The following is a 16163-nucleotide window of genomic DNA, read 5'->3' as shown; positions in this document are numbered from 1 at the left end:
AAGGCCGGGATCTGGGATCCCGGCCTTTTTCATGCGGTCTGATGGGGCCTCAGCTATTCGCGGGCGGGCACCGACTGCAGCTCGGTCGGGCGCGGCATGCGAGTGCCCCACTCATAGAGCGCCAGGATAGCGAGGCAGAGCAGGGCCATCAGCCCGTAGAGCCAGCCACCGCCCCAGTTTGCGATCATCCAGCCCCCGAGCAGGGCACCCATGGCGACCCCCATGCCAGACATGGAGGCCGCGCCGAAGTAACTGCCTTTGAGGTGTGCCGGTGCCATCTGATCGATCAAGACATTGAGCAGCGGGAACAGGATGCACTCCCCCACGCTCAGCAGCACCACAGCCACCAACCAGTGCCACCAGATGGCGGTATCGCCCAAGGCAAACAGCAGCTGGGCGCCGAGAAAGAGGGCGACCCCGAGCTGCAACCTGTGCTTGATCCGCCAACTTGCGGTCAGGTGCAGCAGCGGGAACTGCAGTATCACTATGGTCAGCGCATTGGCGGTCACCAGCAGGCCGATGAGCCGCTCCACCTCCGGTGTACCCGCCCGGGTCAAATATTGGATAAGCGGCGACTCGAACTGGGCGTAGACCAGCATCAGCAACACGTTGGCCAGGGTCAGCAGCAAGAAGCCGCGATCCCGGGCCAGCACCCTCAGCACGGCGCGCATGCCGGGACCGGCCGTGCTGCCAGCCCGGCAACGGGCCAACCTAAAACCGATGAAGAAGGTGACTCCGAGCAGCAGATAGCTGATGCCAAGCAGCAGGAAGGTCTCCTGGCGCGCACTCAGGCCATAGGTGACCCCAATCAGGGGACCAATGGCCGCCCCCAGATTGAGAAGAAAATAGCGCAGGTGCAGCGCCAGTTCGCGGGCCTTGGGTTCGGCCAGGCTGTCGGCCATCAGCGCCTTGCCCGGTGAATCGATGAGTCCGTAGGAGAGGCCGCTGCCAATCACCCCGAGTGCCAGCCAGGCGACTTGGTGGGAGAGGCCAAGCAGGCCGAAGCTGAGCGCAGAGACCAGGCAGCCGAACAGCAGTATGTTGCGCCGCCCCCACTTGTCCGACAGCCAGCCACCATAGAAGCTCACCAGGGTCGATAGGGCCGCCGTGGCCCCCAGGATGAGGCCGATCAGGGTCGCCGAGAGCGCATAATCGCGATAGAGCAGGATGGAGAGGAAGGGCCAGACCATGAAGAAGCTGGTTCGCACCATGAAGGTGCCCAGGATCACGATCCAGACCAGCGGGGGAAATTGCCTGAGATAGGCCCACGACATACTGCAACTCCTTATGACAGCTTGAGAGCGGGTCATCCGTTATAACAATGGGCTTCAAAAGAAACAATGAAATTGGCACAGATAACATCCAGACACAAAAAAGCCGACCCTGAGGTCGGCTTTTTCACAGCACAGATGCCTTACTCGGCAGCTGGCTCTTCGGTGGCGGCAACGGCCACATCGGCGGCCGGAGCGGCAGCCTCGGTCGGTGCATTCGCTTCCTTGATGGAGAGACGCACACGGCCTTGACGATCCACTTCCAGTACCTTGACCTTGACCACGTCACCTATGGTCAGGTGGTCAGCCACGTTCTGTACGCGGGCATCGGTGATCTGGGAGATATGCACCAGACCGTCTTTACCCGGCAGAATGTTGACGAAGGCACCGAAATCGGCCAGACGCACAACCTTGCCTTCATAGATGCGGTTCACTTCGATCTCGGCGGTGATCGCCTCGATGCGACGGATGGCTTCCATGGCGGCTTCGTTGGCAACGGCGGAGATGCGGACAGTACCGTCATCATCCAGCTCGATGTTGGTGCCGGTCTCTTCGGTCAGGGCACGGATCACGGAGCCACCCTTGCCGATCACATCCTTGATCTTCTCAGGATTGATCTTGATGGTGTGGATACGCGGTGCGAAATCGGAGATCTCGCTGCGCGGAGCCTGGATGGCTTCGTCCATGACCTTCAGAATGTGCAGACGAGCGCCACGAGCTTGCTTGAGGGCAATCTCCATGATCTCTTTGGTGATGCCTTCAATCTTGATGTCCATCTGCAGCGCAGTGATGCCCTGGGTGGTACCGGCAACCTTGAAGTCCATGTCACCCAGGTGATCTTCGTCACCCAGGATGTCGGACAGCACCACGAAACCTTCTTCTTCCTTCACCAGACCCATGGCGATACCGGCAACGGAGGCCTTGATCGGCACACCCGCATCCATCAGCGCCAGGGAGGAGCCACAGACGGAGGCCATGGAGGAGGAACCGTTGGATTCGGTGATCTCAGAGACCACACGCACCACATACGGGAACTCGGCGGCGCTCGGCATCACGGCAGCAACGCCGCGCTTGGCCAGACGACCGTGACCGATTTCACGACGCTTTGGGCTCCCCATCATGCCAGTCTCACCGACGCAGTACGGCGGGAAGTTGTAGTGCAGCATAAAGCGGTCGGCACGGTGGCCGGTCAGCTCGTCGATGTTCTGGGCGTCACGCTCGGTACCCAGGGTCGCAACGACCATGGCCTGAGTCTCACCACGGGTGAACAGGGCGGAGCCGTGAGCGCGCGGCAGTACGCCGGTGCCAACGTGCAGGGCACGGATCATCTCTGGATCGCGACCATCGATACGCGGCTCACCACGGACCACACGACCACGGACGATGCGGCTTTCCAGATTGTGGAAGGCTTCACCAATTTTCTTGGCATCGGCTTCCACGCCGGAGGCGATAACCTGCTCGACCACACGCTGCTTGATGGCACCGATGGCGGCGTAGCGCACGGCCTTCTCGGTGATGCGGTAGGCTTCACCCAGTTCAGCGGTTGCCAGCTCGGCAATCTTGGCCTTCAGCGGCTCGTTGACGGCAGGCGGGGTCCAATCCCATGGCTGGGTAGCTACGTCGGCGGCGAATTCGTTGATGGCATTGATCGCAACTTGCATCTGCTCGTGGCCATAAACGACCGCGCCCAGCATCACTTCTTCAGAGAGGATGGCCGCTTCGGATTCCACCATCAGCACCGCGTTGGCGGTACCGGCAACCACCAGATCCAGATCGCTCAGGGGCAGTTCGGTGGTGGTCGGGTTCAGCACATACTGGCCGTTCATGTAACCGACGCGAGCAGCACCGATAGGGCCGCCGAACGGGATGCCGGAGGTGGCCAGGGCGGCGGAGGCACCGATCAGGGCAACGATATCAGGGGACACGGCCGGGTTCACGGACATGACGGTGGCAACCACCTGAACCTCATTGAGGAAGCCTTCCGGGAACAGCGGGCGGATAGGGCGGTCGATCAGGCGGGAGATCAGGGTCTCACCTTCGCTGGGACGGCCTTCACGACGGAAGAAACCACCCGGGATACGACCAGCAGCATAGGTACGCTCCTGATAGTTGACGGTCAGCGGGAAGAAATCGCGACCGTGGTCGGCCTCTTTCTTACCAACAACGGTCACAAATACGCAGGTATCGTCCATGCTGACCATAACGGCCGCAGTGGCTTGACGGGCCATCACACCGGTTTCCAGTGTGACGGTGTGTTGACCGTACTGGAATGACTTTACAATAGGATTCACGTGAATTTCCTTTTGACAATTTGGCTCTTTAAATTCGCGTGCAAGTATACTTGATCCGAACCAAAAGGTAAGCGCTTACCTGAATTGAGTGATAAGACAACAGCTTGCGAAGCAATAAAAAAGGGGAACCTCGCGGTTCCCCTTTTTCGCAAAATCTGATTGTCGATTAACGACGCAGACCCAGCTTGGCGATCAGAGCAGCATAACGCTGAACGTCCTTACGCTTCAGGTAGTCCAGCAGCTTACGACGCTGGGAAACCATGCGCAGCAGACCGCGACGACCGTGGTGGTCTTTGGAGTGCTGTTTGAAGTGACCTTGCAGATGGTTGATCTGGGCAGTCAGCAGGGCAACCTGAACTTCAGGAGAGCCAGTGTCATTGGCGCAACGAGCGTTGTCAGCAACGATGGAAGCTTTGATCTCAGCATTTAGAGACATAATGTTACTCCGATAGAGTGTTTAAAGAATCACAGCCAATCTCTAATTCAGCCGTGAAATGAGGGCGGTATCATAATCGCAGCGACCAGCTAACGCAATGGTTAACTCGGCCCCCACCTTATCCGCCATTAATCTTCGTCGTGATAGCGCACCAGACGCTTGGGAGCGACTCGCCCTTCGTCGTCGATCTCGCCTACCCCGATAAACTCGCGCTCCGGGCCGACCGTCATGCGGACCTGACCACTTTGCGGGCTACCCGCCACCTGCACCGCCTGACCCTGGTTCACGTAGGCTGCGACGGCCGTCAACATGTTCACCTCGGGCAGGGCTGCGACCGCGGTATCCATCGGCAGCAGCAAGGGATCGAGCTGCTCGCGGGGTGGCACGCTCTCGGCCTTGGTCTGCTCGAAGATGCACTCGAGCTGCTCCAGGGTCAGCATCCGATCATAGGGGTACTGCGCCACTTGCGTGCGACGCAACGCGGTGACGTGCGCGCCACAGCCCAGCACCTCACCCAGATCATCGACCAGGGTACGAATGTAGGTGCCCTTGCTGCAATGCACCTCAAGCTTCACTTCATCGCCCTCAAAGCTGAGCAGCTTGAGTTCGAAGATGGTGATGGGGCGCGCTTCCCGCTCGATGACGATGCCTTCACGGGCATATTCATAGAGCGGGCGGCCATTGTGCTTGAGGGCCGAGAACATGGATGGCACCTGCATGATGGGGCCGCGGAATTGATCCAGCGACTCTATCAGGGTCCCCATGGCCACGTTCACGGCACGGGTGGTGACCACTTCGCCGTCGGAGTCGCTGGTATTGGTGCGCTCGCCAAGCTTGGCGGTCACTTCATAACGCTTGTCCGCTTCCAGCAGATACTGGGAGAACTTGGTGGCCTCGCCGAGGCAAATCGGCAACATGCCAGTCGCCAGGGGATCCAGGGCACCGGTATGACCAGCCTTGGCGGCGTTGTAGATGCGCTTGACCTTCTGCAACACATCGTTGGAGGTCAGCCCGGTCGGCTTGTCCAGCAGCAGGATGCCGTGTACGTCACGGCCCTTGAAACGACGTTTACGAGACATCTCAGGCTTTATCCTCTGTGCTGCCATCGGCGGCGGGCGTTTCGTCTTCACGGCCGGCTTCGGCCATGCGACGCTTGTCGTCACGCACGGTATTGGACACCAGGTTGGAGATGCGCATCCCTTCGACCAGAGTCTGGTCGTAGTAGAAACGCAGCTCGGGTACCACGCGCAGACGCATGGCACTGCCGAGCAGGCTGCGGATGTAACCGGCCGCCTCGGTCAGGCCCTTGAGCCCTTCCTTGATACGCTCGCCGTCATTCTCCAGCTGCAAGAAGGTGACATACACCTTGGCGTAGTTAAGGTCCTTGGACACTTCCACGTCCGAGACGGTTACCATGCCGATACGTGGGTCTTTCACCTCACGTTGCAGAATGAGCGCGATTTCGCGCTGGATCTGCTGGCCGACCCTGTTGGTCCGGCTGAATTCTCTGCCCATATTTCTATCCTGCGATAAAAGGGGGCCGCAGCCCCCTATTTTGTCGTGCTCTCGGCTTACAGAGTCCGTTGAATTTCAACAGTCTCGTAAACTTCGATCTGGTCGCCTTCGCGTACGTCATTGTAGTTCTTGACCGCGATACCACACTCGTAACCGTTGCGGACTTCGTTGACGTCATCCTTGAAGCGGCGCAGGGATTCCAGCTCGCCTTCATAGATGACCACGTTCTCACGCAGTACACGGATACGGTTGGAGCGCTTGACCACACCTTCGGTGACCATACAGCCGGCAACGGCGCCGAACTTCGGTGACTTGAAGACGCTACGCACCTGAGCCAGACCGATGATCTCCTGACGATATTCAGGAGCCAGCATGCCGCTCATGGCCTGCTTCACTTCGTCGATCAGGTCATAGATGACGGAGTAGTAACGCAGATCCAGGTTCTCGGCTTCGATAACCTTGCGAGCGGAAGCGTCGGCACGGACGTTGAAGCCGACCAGGATACCGCTGGAAGCGGCAGCCAGGGTGGCATCGGTCTCGGTGATGCCACCGACGCCGGAGCCAACAATCTTGACCTTGACCTCTTCGGTGGACAGCTTGACCAGCGCATCACAGATGGCTTGCACTGAACCCTGTACGTCGGCCTTGATCACCACGTTCACTTCGGACACTTCGCCCTCGGTCATGTTGGCGAACATATTCTCCAGCTTGGCCTTCTGCTGGCGAGCCAGCTTGACTTCGCGGAACTTGCCCTGACGATAGAGCGCCACTTCACGGGCTTTCTTCTCGTCACGTACAACGGTGGCTTCGTCACCGGCAGAGGGAACCCCGGACAGACCCAGGATTTCGACTGGCAGGGAAGGACCCGCTTCCTTGATCTCACGACCCAGTTCGTCACGCATGGCACGAACACGGCCGTATTCCAGACCACAGAGCACGATATCGCCCTGGCGCAGAGTACCTTCTTGTACCAGTACGGTCGCAACAGGACCGCGACCCTTGTCCAGGAAGGACTCGATCACGACGCCGTTGGCCATGCCATCGACCACCGCTTTCAGCTCCAGTACTTCGGACTGAACCAGGATGGCTTCCAGCAGATCGTCGATGCCTTCGCCAGACTTGGCGGAGACGTGCACGAACTGGCTGTCACCACCCCAATCTTCGGACATGACGTTGTAGCGGGACAGCTCGGTCTTGACGCGATCCGGATCCGCTTCTGGCTTGTCGATCTTGTTGACCGCAACCACGATGGGGACACCGGCCGCCTTGGCGTGCTGGATGGCTTCGATGGTCTGCGGCATGACGCCGTCATCGGCCGCCACGACCAGGACAACGATATCGGTCGCCTGAGCACCACGAGCACGCATGGAGGTAAAGGCCGCGTGACCCGGGGTATCCAGGAAGGTGATCATGCCACTGTCGGTTTCGACGTGGTAGGCACCGATGTGCTGGGTAATGCCACCGGCTTCCCCTGCGGCAACCTTGGCTTTACGGATGTAATCCAGCAACGAGGTCTTGCCATGGTCGACGTGACCCATGATGGTGACCACGGGAGCGCGCGGCTTGGCTTCGGAGGTCTCGTCACGATCGGACAGTACCGCCTCTTCCAGTTCGTTCTCACGGCGCAGCACAACCTTGTGGCCCATCTCCTCGGCAACCAGCTGAGCGGTTTCCTGGTCGATGACCTGGTTGATGGTGGCCATGGCGCCCATCTTCATCATTGCCTTGATGACTTCGACACCCTTGACGGCCATCTTGTTGGCCAGCTCGGCCACTGTGATGGTCTCGCCGATGACGACGTCACGGTTGACCACGGCAGCCGGCTTGTTGAAGCCGTGCTTCATGGCGTTAGGCATGGCCATCTTGCCGCGCTTGCCCTTGCGAGCACGCGGGTCACGGGAGTTGCGATCATCTTCGCGGCGACCCGGTTTCTTGGGCGCACTCTTGGCGGCGGCGGCGGTACGACGGCTGGTCTCTTCTTTGCGATCCAGTTCGTCTTCGGCTGCTTGCGCATGCTTGTTGGTGGTCAGGTGGTAGTCGCTGCTCTCTTTGGCGCGAGCGGCTTCTTCCTCGGCCCAGCGGGGACCGTTCTGTTCCGCCATGATGCGAGCCTCTTCGGCTTTCTTCGCGGCGAGTTCTTCAGCCTTGGTCAAGGCTGCTTGTTCCTGTTGGCGCTTCAGTTCTTCTGCTTCGCGCTTGGCCATCTTTTCTGCCTCTTGCTGAGCTGTGCTACCGGCTGCTTTAGCGGGCTGTTGAGCCTGCTTGGCCTTTGATTGTGCCTCGGTGCGCGCCTTTTCCTCAGCTTCACGACGAGTTTGCTCAGCCGCCAGGCGAGCCTTCTCTTCAGCCTCACGGCGAGCCTTTTCTTCGGCTTCGTGACGGACTTTTTCTTCTGCTTCCAAACGCGCTGTTTCCTCGGCTTCCGTCTGGCGCTGCTCATCTTCGAGCGCCGAACGTCTTACATAGGTGCGAGACTTACGCACTTCTACCTGCACTTCTTTATTCTTGCCGCCAGTACCTTGAACATTCAGGGTGCTCTTGGTCTTGCGCTGCAAGGTCATGCGGGCAGGTGCGAGCGTCTCATCACCGCCATGCTGTTTCTTCAGATGGGCCAACAGAGTCTGCTTCTCAGACTCGCTGACCAGATCGTCGGCCTTGCTCTTGCTGATACCGGCGTCGACAAACTGCTGGAGAAGACGATCAACCGGTGTGTCGATGTCAGTGGCAAGTTGTTTGACTGATACTTCTGCCATTCATTATCCTCCGTTTGATCTTAACTAGACTGCTCTTCTCCGAACCAGCAGATGTTGCGAGCAGCCATAATCAGCTCCCCCGCCTTCTCCGCGGTCAGTTCTTCAATATCAGCAAGGTCATCGATGCCTTGCTCTGCCAGATCTTCCAGATTGCCAATACCACGGGCGGCCAATGCATAAGCCATTTCGCGGTCAAGGCCTTTGAGACCGAGCAGTTCTTCGGAAGGCTCAACACCTTCGAACGATTCTTCTTTGGCCAGGGCCTGAGTGGTCAGAGCATCCTTGGCACGGGTACGCAGCTCTTCGACCATGTCTTCATCCAGACCGTCGATAGCCAGCAACTCGTTGACCGGTACGAAGGCAATCTCTTCCAGCGTCGAGAAGCCCTCTTCCATCAGCAGACCGGCGAAATCATCGTCGATGTCCAGGGTGCTGGTGAACAGGGTCAGGATGCGGTCGTTCTCGGCCTGGTGCTTGGCACGCATGTCCTCGACGGTCATGACGTTCAGCTCCCAACCGGTCAGCTGGGACGCCAGACGCACGTTCTGACCGTTACGGCCGATGGCCTGGGCCAGGTTGGCGGCTTCCACGGCGATATCCATGGTGTGGTTGTCTTCATCAACGATGATGGAGGCCACATCAGCCGGTGCCATGGCATTGATCACGTATTGAGCCGGGTTGTCATCGTACAAGACGATATCAGCGCGCTCGCCACTCAGCTCGGCGGAAACCGCCTGCACACGAGCGCCACGCATGCCGATACAGGCACCGATAGGATCGATACGACGATCGTTGGTCTTGACCGCGATCTTGGCGCGGGAACCCGGGTCACGGGCGGCGCCCATGATTTCGATCATCTCTTCACCGATTTCCGGTACTTCGATGCGGAACAACTCTTTGATGAACTCAGGGCTGGAACGGCTGACGAACAGCTGGGAGCCACGCGCCTCAGGACGTACCGCATAGAGCAGACCACGGATACGGTCGCCGGGACGGAAGGTCTCGCGCGGCAGCATGTCGTCACGGAAGATCACGGCCTCGGCATTGCTGCCCAGATCCAGGATCACGTTGTCACGGTTGCTCTTCTTGACCACACCACTGATGATGGTGCCTTCTTTGTCCTTGAACTGATCCACGACCTGGGAACGCTCGGCTTCGCGCACTTTCTGCACGATAACCTGCTTGGCGGTCTGGGTGGTGATACGGTCGAAGGTGACAGAGTCAATCTGGTCTTCAACATAGTCACCGATCTGGATCTCGGGGTCATCGATCTGAGCCGCTTCCAGGGTGATCTCGCCGTAGGCGTTCTCCATGGAAGCCTGATCGGCGACCACAACCCAGCGACGATAGGTATCATAGTCACCGGTCTTGCGGTCGATCTCGACGCGAACTTCGATCTCGCCTTCGTATTTCTTCTTGGTCGCCGTCGCCAGCGCAGTTTCCAGCGCCTCGAAGATCTTCTCGCGGGGCACGGCTTTCTCGTGTGACACGGCGTCAACGACCAGCAAAATTTCTTTATTCATATCCGATAGCCTCGTTAACCAAAGTTCGGCACTATGTTCGCTTTTTGGATATTGGTGAAAGCGAACAGCTCGTCCTTACCATCCACCGTCAGGGTGATGGTATCCCCCTGCACGGCTTTGATTACGCCTTTGAACTTGCGGCGGTTATTTGTTGCCATTCGAAGCTGCACCGCCGCCTCCTGGCCAACGTATTTTTCGAACTGGGCAACCTTGAACAGCGGGCGATCCAGACCGGGAGAGGAGACTTCCAGGTAGTACTCCTCAGTGATGGGATCTTCAACGTCCATGATGGCACCGGTCTGACGGCTCACCTCGGCGCAGTTTTCAACGGTCACACCCTGCTCGCTATCGATATAGACACGCAGGGTTGAGTGTTTACCCGCACGGATAAACTCCACACCCCAAAGTTCAAAACCCAAGGCTTTGATAGGCGCCTCGAGCAGATCGGTCAAACGCTGTTCCAACGTAGCCAAAGTTACCCTCCGAAAAAAACAAAAAAAGGGCATATAGCCCAGATGAAGTACAAAGTCAGAGTAAATTGCACATAACAAAAAGCCCCGATGTCAAATCGGGGCTTGGCGCTGTACCCTGATTGTCGCCTCGCAGCGACCGCTTTCCTGAGCGAAGGAATGCGTGAAATTTGGTTGCGGGGGCCGGATTTGAACCGACGACCTTCGGGTTATGAGCCCGACGAGCTACCATGCTGCTCCACCCCGCGTCCGAAATCGTGCGAGATTATAGCCTTATCAATCTTTTCGTACAAGAAAGAAGGGCCATAATATACTTGGTTACCCAAGCTCACTACTAAATTGGTGCCGTGGGCGGGACTCGAACCCGCACACCCTAGAGCACTACCCCCTCAAGATAGCGTGTCTACCAATTCCACCACCACGGCAAAACTCACTCAGTTGGGAACGTCGGAATCTTTCTTAACCGGCGTTTCAGTCTGCTCAACCTGTTGGGTTTGTTGCAGATTTTCCCACTCGCTACCCTGTTTCGCTTTATGACCGGACATAGATCCAAGCACCAAGCTGATAACAAAAAACAGAGTTGCCAAAATTGCTGTTGTACGGGTCAGGAAATTACCTGAGCCGCTGGAGCCGAATACGGTATTCGATGCCCCTGCGCCGAAGGAGGCGCCCATGTCAGCCCCTTTACCTTGCTGTATCATCACCAGACCAATCAGAGTCAGTGATACCAGCAGATAAACGACTAAAAGAATTTCGTACATTTAACTTGCACCCTTTGCCGCTTCAACAATTCCTAAGAACGCCTGGTCATCGAGGCTTGCTCCACCAATCAGACCGCCGTCAACGTCGGGCTGGGCAAACAAATCTCTCGCATTGGCCGGTGTCAGGCTCCCACCATAGATGATTCTAACCTTATCACCTATTACCGGAGTATCCTCCGCCAAGCGACCACGAATGAAGGAATGAACCTCTTGTGCCTGCTCGGGTGTGGCGCATTTACCTGTGCCTACAGCCCAAATCGGCTCGTAGGCGATGATAGCATTATCGAAAGCCATCGCGCCATTCTTCTCTAGGACTATGTCCAGCTCCTCAGCTATCACCTCGAAGGTACGCCTCGCCTGCCTTGCCGCCCCTGACTCACCCAAACAAAGGATGGGGATCAAGCCTGCCGCTCTGACGGCCGCGAACTTCTCCGCGACTATGAAACTGGTTTCTCCAAAGAGACGCCTACGCTCGGAGTGCCCTACAATAACGTATCGACACCCTGCCTCAATCAACATCTCACACGAGACTTCCCCCGTATAAGCGCCTGATTTGTGCTGACTCACACTCTGAGCCCCCAACTTCATCAAATGCTGCTCTGCGAGCAGATTCGACGTGAAGTCAAGATGCACATGGGATGGACACAACACAGTTTCAACGTCATCACTCAACCCCTTGAGGCAAGCGGTGGTGAATCTTTCTAACTGCGACCTGCTACCGTGTAACTTCCAGTTGGCTGCTACAAACGGCTTCCGATTTCCCATCGGCAAACTCCCTTGCGAAAGCGAGGCAGATAATATCCAGAGGACATTGAACTGACAAGCGCTATTTATGATTTTTCGAATCGTTTGAACAAGATACAACCAGGGCGGTGTAAAAACCGCCCTTATCGCTCATTAAAACGCCGATTTTACCTGTTGGGCAATGCGTTCGGCCATGTCACGGACCTGCTCTTCTTGCTCACCTTCCACCATGACACGGATCAAAGGCTCTGTACCTGACTTACGTAGCAGTACCCGCCCACGACCAGCCAGCTCTTGCTCCACCCGCTTCACCTCGTCGAGCACGGCGGGCGAGGTCAGGGGATCCTGCCCTTCGGCAAAGCGCACGTTGACCAGTATCTGGGGGAACTTGCTCATGCCAGAACGCAGTTTGGCAAGAGGCATCTCGGCGGTACACATGGCGGTGAGCACCTGCAGGGCGGCGACGATGCCATCTCCGGTGGTGGTTTGATCCAGGCAGATGATGTGGCCCGAGTTCTCGCCGCCGATGCGCCAACCTTTCTCGTTGAGCATCTCCAGTACATAGCGATCACCCACCTTGGCACGGGCAAACGGGATCCCCAGGGTCTGCAGCGCCAGCTCCAGGCCCATATTGGCCATCAGAGTACCGACCACACCGCCCTTGAGGCGGCCGTTACGCAGGGCGTCGCGCGCAATGATATAGAGGATCTCATCCCCATCTATGATGTAACCCGCATGATCGACCATGACCAGACGGTCACCATCACCATCAAAGGCGATACCCAAATCAGCCTTGGTTTCCAGCACCTTGGCGACCAGGGCCTCGGGCGCGGTGGAGCCAACCCCTTCATTGATGTTGAGGCCATCCGGGCTGCAACCGATGGCGATGACTTCGGCCCCTAACTCGCGAAATACGGAAGGCGCGATGTGATAAGTGGCACCATGACCACAATCTACCACCATCTTGAGCCCTTCCAGGCTGAGATGGGAGGGGAAGGTACTCTTGCAAAACTCGATGTAGCGACCGGCGGCATCCTCGATACGCACCGCCTTGCCAAGCTCTGCCGACTCGACGCACTTGAGCTCGTTGTCGAGTTCGGCCTCGATGGCCAATTCGACCTCATCTGGCAACTTGGTACCGTCGGCGGAGAAGAACTTGATGCCGTTATCATAGAAGGGGTTGTGGGATGCACTGATGACGATACCCGCTTCGGCGCGGAATGTGCGGGTCAGATAAGCCACCGCCGGTGTGGGCATGGGGCCCATCAATATCGCTTTGAGGCCAGCGGCCGAGAGGCCAGCTTCCAGGGCCGACTCCAGCATGTAACCAGAGATACGGGTATCCTTGCCGATCAGCACCTTCTTGGTACCCTTCTTGGAGAGCACCTTACCGGCGGCCCAACCCAGCTTCATCACGAAGTCCGGAGTGATAGGGTATTCACCCACCTTGCCGCGCACCCCATCGGTGCCAAAGTATTTTCTAGCCATGGTTTGTTCTCGTTATTTTATTTGGAGATAAAATCATTTCCCGTCATTGCCAACCAACCGATGCGTAGCGCATCCATGGTAGCGCGCACGTCGTGCACCCGTATGATGCGAGCCCCCTGTTGCATCCCTATCAGGGCGCAAGCCAGACTGCCGGCGAGGCGCTCGTCGACATGGCGACCCAGCAAGCTCCCTATCATAGACTTTCGCGACATCCCCACCAAGAGCGGCAGCCCATAATCGAGCAAGTCAGCTTGCCTGGCGAGCAGTTGGTAATTGTGCGCGAGAGTCTTGCCAAAGCCGTAGCCGGGATCGAGCAACAACTGCTCACGGAGGATGCCAGCGGCGAGACAGGCAGCAATCCTCTCATCGAAGAAAGCCCTCACCTCCCCCAGCAGATCATCGTAATGAGGCTCGGCCTGCATGGTTCTTGGTTGTCCTTGCATGTGCATCAGGCAAACGGACACGTCAGCCTGCGCCGCAGCGGCCAGGGCTCCGGGCTCCAGCAGGGCACGCACATCATTGATGAGGTGACCGCCAGCGGCGCACCCCTCGCTCATCACTATGGCCTTGGAGGTATCGAGGGAGATCATCACCTCCAGCTCGCTGGCGATCCGCTCTACCACAGGCACCACCCGATCCAGCTCTTCTTGCTCGCTCACATCGGGAGCACCGGGGCGAGTCGACTCTCCCCCTATGTCGATCAGGGTAGCGCCATCGCTCACCATCTGACGGGCGTGAGTCAGCGCCTGCTCTATCTGATTGAAGCGGCCACCATCGGAGAAGGAGTCCGGAGTCACATTGAGGATCCCCATGACATGGGGGCGGTCGAGGGAGAGGCTGATCCCCTTGCTGGATAACTGCATGATCGAATCCATTTTCATCAATGAAAAAACCCCGGGCGAGCCCGGGGTTTGAGAGAGATAAATCTTATTTGGCCGGAACGTCGTTGGCTTTGTCGATATCGACATTCGCCTCTTTCGGCTCTTCGGCTTTCACCTCTTCAGGCTCGGCCTTGGTCGCACTGCCACCGTTTGGTGTGTCGCCACTGTGATCGTCATGCCAGTTGCTGGGGGCACGCACCTCGCGACGGGCCATCAGATCGTCGATCTGTTTGGCGTCGATGGTTTCGTACTTCATCAGCGCATCCTTCATGGTGTGCAATACATCCATGTTGTCCATCAGGATCTGCTTGGCACGATCATAGTTGCGATCGATGACCAGTTTGATCTCGGCATCAATGACCCGGGCAGTATCATCGGACATATGCTTGGCCTTGGCCATGCTACGACCGAGGAATACCTCGCCGTCTTCTTCTGCATAGAGCATGGGACCAAGACGCTCGGACATGCCCCACTGGGTCACCATCTTGCGTGCGATGTCGGTGGCGCGCTCGATGTCGTTGGACGCACCGGTCGATACCTTCTCGGCACCGTAGATCAGCTCTTCCGCCAAACGGCCGCCGTACAGGCTGGAGATCATGGACTCCAGATGCTGCTTGGAGTGGCTCCAGCGATCTTGCTCCGGCAGGTACATGGTCACACCCAGGGCACGGCCACGGGGGATGATCGAGACCTTATAGACAGGATCATGATCCGGCACCATACGACCGATGATGGCATGACCAGCCTCATGATAGGCCGTCATCTCCTTCTCGGACTCCTGCATCACCATGGAGCGGCGTTCGGCGCCCATCATGATCTTGTCCTTGGCCCGTTCGAACTCGGACATGGAGACCACACGGCGGCTCTCACGCGCCGAGAACAGGGCGGCTTCGTTGACCAGGTTGGCCAAGTCGGCACCGGAGAAACCCGGGGTACCCCGTGCAATGACGGCAGCATTGACGTCATCGGCCAACGGCACTTTACGCATGTGCACTTTCAGGATCTGCTCGCGGCCACGCACATCCGGCAGACCAACCACGACCTGGCGGTCGAAACGGCCCGGGCGCAGCAAGGCAGGATCCAGCACGTCAGGACGGTTGGTGGCGGCGATGACGATGATGCCTTCATTGCCCTCGAAACCATCCATCTCAACCAGCATCTGGTTCAGGGTCTGCTCACGCTCGTCGTGACCACCACCCAGACCGGCGCCACGCTGACGACCGACCGCATCAATTTCATCGATGAAGATGATGCAGGGCGATGACTTCTTGGCTTGCTCGAACATGTCGCGTACCCGGGAGGCACCCACACCCACGAACATTTCGACAAAGTCGGAACCCGAGATGGTGAAGAAAGGCACCTTGGCCTCCCCCGCAATGGCCTTGGCCAGCAGGGTCTTACCGGTACCAGGCGGGCCGACCAGCAACACACCCGTCGGGATCTTGCCGCCCAGCTTCTGGAACTTGGAAGGATCGCGCAGATAGTCAACCAGCTCCTTCACCTCTTCCTTCGCTTCGTCACAGCCTGCGACGTCACCGAAGGTGGTCTTGATCTGCTCTTCACTCATCAGGCGAGCCTTGCTCTTGCCAAACGACATGGCACCCTTGCCACCGCCGCCTTGCATCTGACGCATGAAGAAGACCCAGACACCGATCAGCAACAGCATCGGGAACCAGGAGATGAAGATGGACGTCAGCAACGACGGCTCTTCCGGCTTCTCACCCATGACCTTCACATTGTGATTGAGCATGTCGTTGAGCAACTGGGGATCCGGCGCCGGAATGATCGTCTGGAAACGTTCACCGGTGCGCTTGACGCCATTGATGACCTTACCGTCCATCCGCACTTCACGGATCTGCTCTTGGGCCACTTCTTTTACAAAGCTGGAATAGTCCAGCTGGCGACTGGTGGTATCACTGGGGCTGAAGCTGTTGAATACCGACATCAGCACGACGGCGATGACCAGCCACAGGATTAAGTTTTTCGCCATGTCACTCAAATCAGTAACCTCGCAGACTGACAGTTAACGC

The 16163-nt window shown here is 57.9% G+C and carries 13 protein-coding genes and 2 tRNA genes; all 15 read right to left on the bottom strand.

The features are described 5' to 3' along the window. Positions 1-53: 53 nt before the first annotated feature. Positions 54-1274, bottom strand: a complete 1221-nt coding sequence (locus KYK33_RS05650; protein WP_224432317.1) for an MDR family MFS transporter — start codon at positions 1272-1274, stop codon at positions 54-56. 140 nt (positions 1275-1414) lie between these two features. Beyond that, complete coding sequence (gene pnp / locus KYK33_RS05645; RefSeq protein WP_042041331.1) at positions 1415-3562, bottom strand: polyribonucleotide nucleotidyltransferase; 2148 nt, start codon at positions 3560-3562, stop codon at positions 1415-1417. A 166-nt stretch (positions 3563-3728) separates the two neighbouring features. Beyond that, complete coding sequence (rpsO, locus tag KYK33_RS05640; RefSeq protein ID WP_005905044.1) at positions 3729-3998, bottom strand: 30S ribosomal protein S15; 270 nt, start codon at positions 3996-3998, stop codon at positions 3729-3731. Positions 3999-4126: 128 nt separating this feature from the next. Next, positions 4127-5077 carry a tRNA pseudouridine(55) synthase TruB gene (gene truB / locus KYK33_RS05635; protein WP_224432316.1) on the bottom strand — a complete coding sequence of 317 codons (951 nt, stop codon included), beginning with the start codon at positions 5075-5077 and terminating at the stop codon, positions 4127-4129. A 1-nt stretch (position 5078) separates the two neighbouring features. After that, a complete protein-coding gene (rbfA, locus tag KYK33_RS05630) occupies positions 5079-5513 on the bottom strand; it encodes a 30S ribosome-binding factor RbfA (protein ID WP_224432315.1) in 435 nt (144 codons plus the stop codon). A gap of 56 nt (positions 5514-5569) precedes the next feature. Further along, positions 5570-8266, bottom strand: a complete 2697-nt coding sequence (infB, locus tag KYK33_RS05625) for a translation initiation factor IF-2 (RefSeq protein ID WP_042041326.1) — start codon at positions 8264-8266, stop codon at positions 5570-5572. A 20-nt stretch (positions 8267-8286) separates the two neighbouring features. Further along, positions 8287-9789, bottom strand: coding sequence for a transcription termination factor NusA (gene nusA / locus KYK33_RS05620; protein ID WP_224432314.1), 1503 nt, complete (start codon positions 9787-9789; stop codon positions 8287-8289). Between the two features lie 14 nt (positions 9790-9803). Continuing rightward, a complete protein-coding gene (gene rimP / locus KYK33_RS05615; RefSeq protein ID WP_042041323.1) occupies positions 9804-10262 on the bottom strand; it encodes a ribosome maturation factor RimP in 459 nt (152 codons plus the stop codon). A 168-nt stretch (positions 10263-10430) separates the two neighbouring features. Then, positions 10431-10507 (bottom strand) — tRNA-Met (locus KYK33_RS05610). 92 nt (positions 10508-10599) lie between these two features. Further along, positions 10600-10684: transfer RNA gene (locus tag KYK33_RS05605), tRNA-Leu, on the bottom strand. 9 nt (positions 10685-10693) lie between these two features. Then, entirely contained in the window at positions 10694-11020 is a 327-nt protein-coding gene (gene secG, locus KYK33_RS05600; protein WP_005903953.1) for a preprotein translocase subunit SecG, read from the bottom strand. After that, entirely contained in the window at positions 11021-11785 is a 765-nt protein-coding gene (gene tpiA / locus KYK33_RS05595; RefSeq protein WP_224432313.1) for a triose-phosphate isomerase, read from the bottom strand. It abuts the gene before it with no gap. 132 nt (positions 11786-11917) lie between these two features. After that, on the bottom strand, positions 11918-13252 hold the full coding sequence (gene glmM / locus KYK33_RS05590; protein WP_224432312.1) for a phosphoglucosamine mutase: 1335 nt from the start codon (positions 13250-13252) through the stop codon (positions 11918-11920). Between the two features lie 17 nt (positions 13253-13269). Next, positions 13270-14115, bottom strand: a complete 846-nt coding sequence (folP, locus tag KYK33_RS05585; protein ID WP_224432311.1) for a dihydropteroate synthase — start codon at positions 14113-14115, stop codon at positions 13270-13272. Between the two features lie 64 nt (positions 14116-14179). Then, entirely contained in the window at positions 14180-16132 is a 1953-nt protein-coding gene (gene ftsH, locus KYK33_RS05580; RefSeq protein WP_042041318.1) for an ATP-dependent zinc metalloprotease FtsH, read from the bottom strand. Positions 16133-16163 lie beyond the last annotated feature (31 nt).

Source organism: Aeromonas rivuli, assembly GCF_020149575.1.
Classification (GTDB): Bacteria; Pseudomonadota; Gammaproteobacteria; order Enterobacterales; family Aeromonadaceae; genus Aeromonas; species Aeromonas rivuli.
The sequence above is the reverse complement of the archived record's forward strand: the minus strand, read 5'-3'. Positions and strand labels throughout refer to the sequence as shown.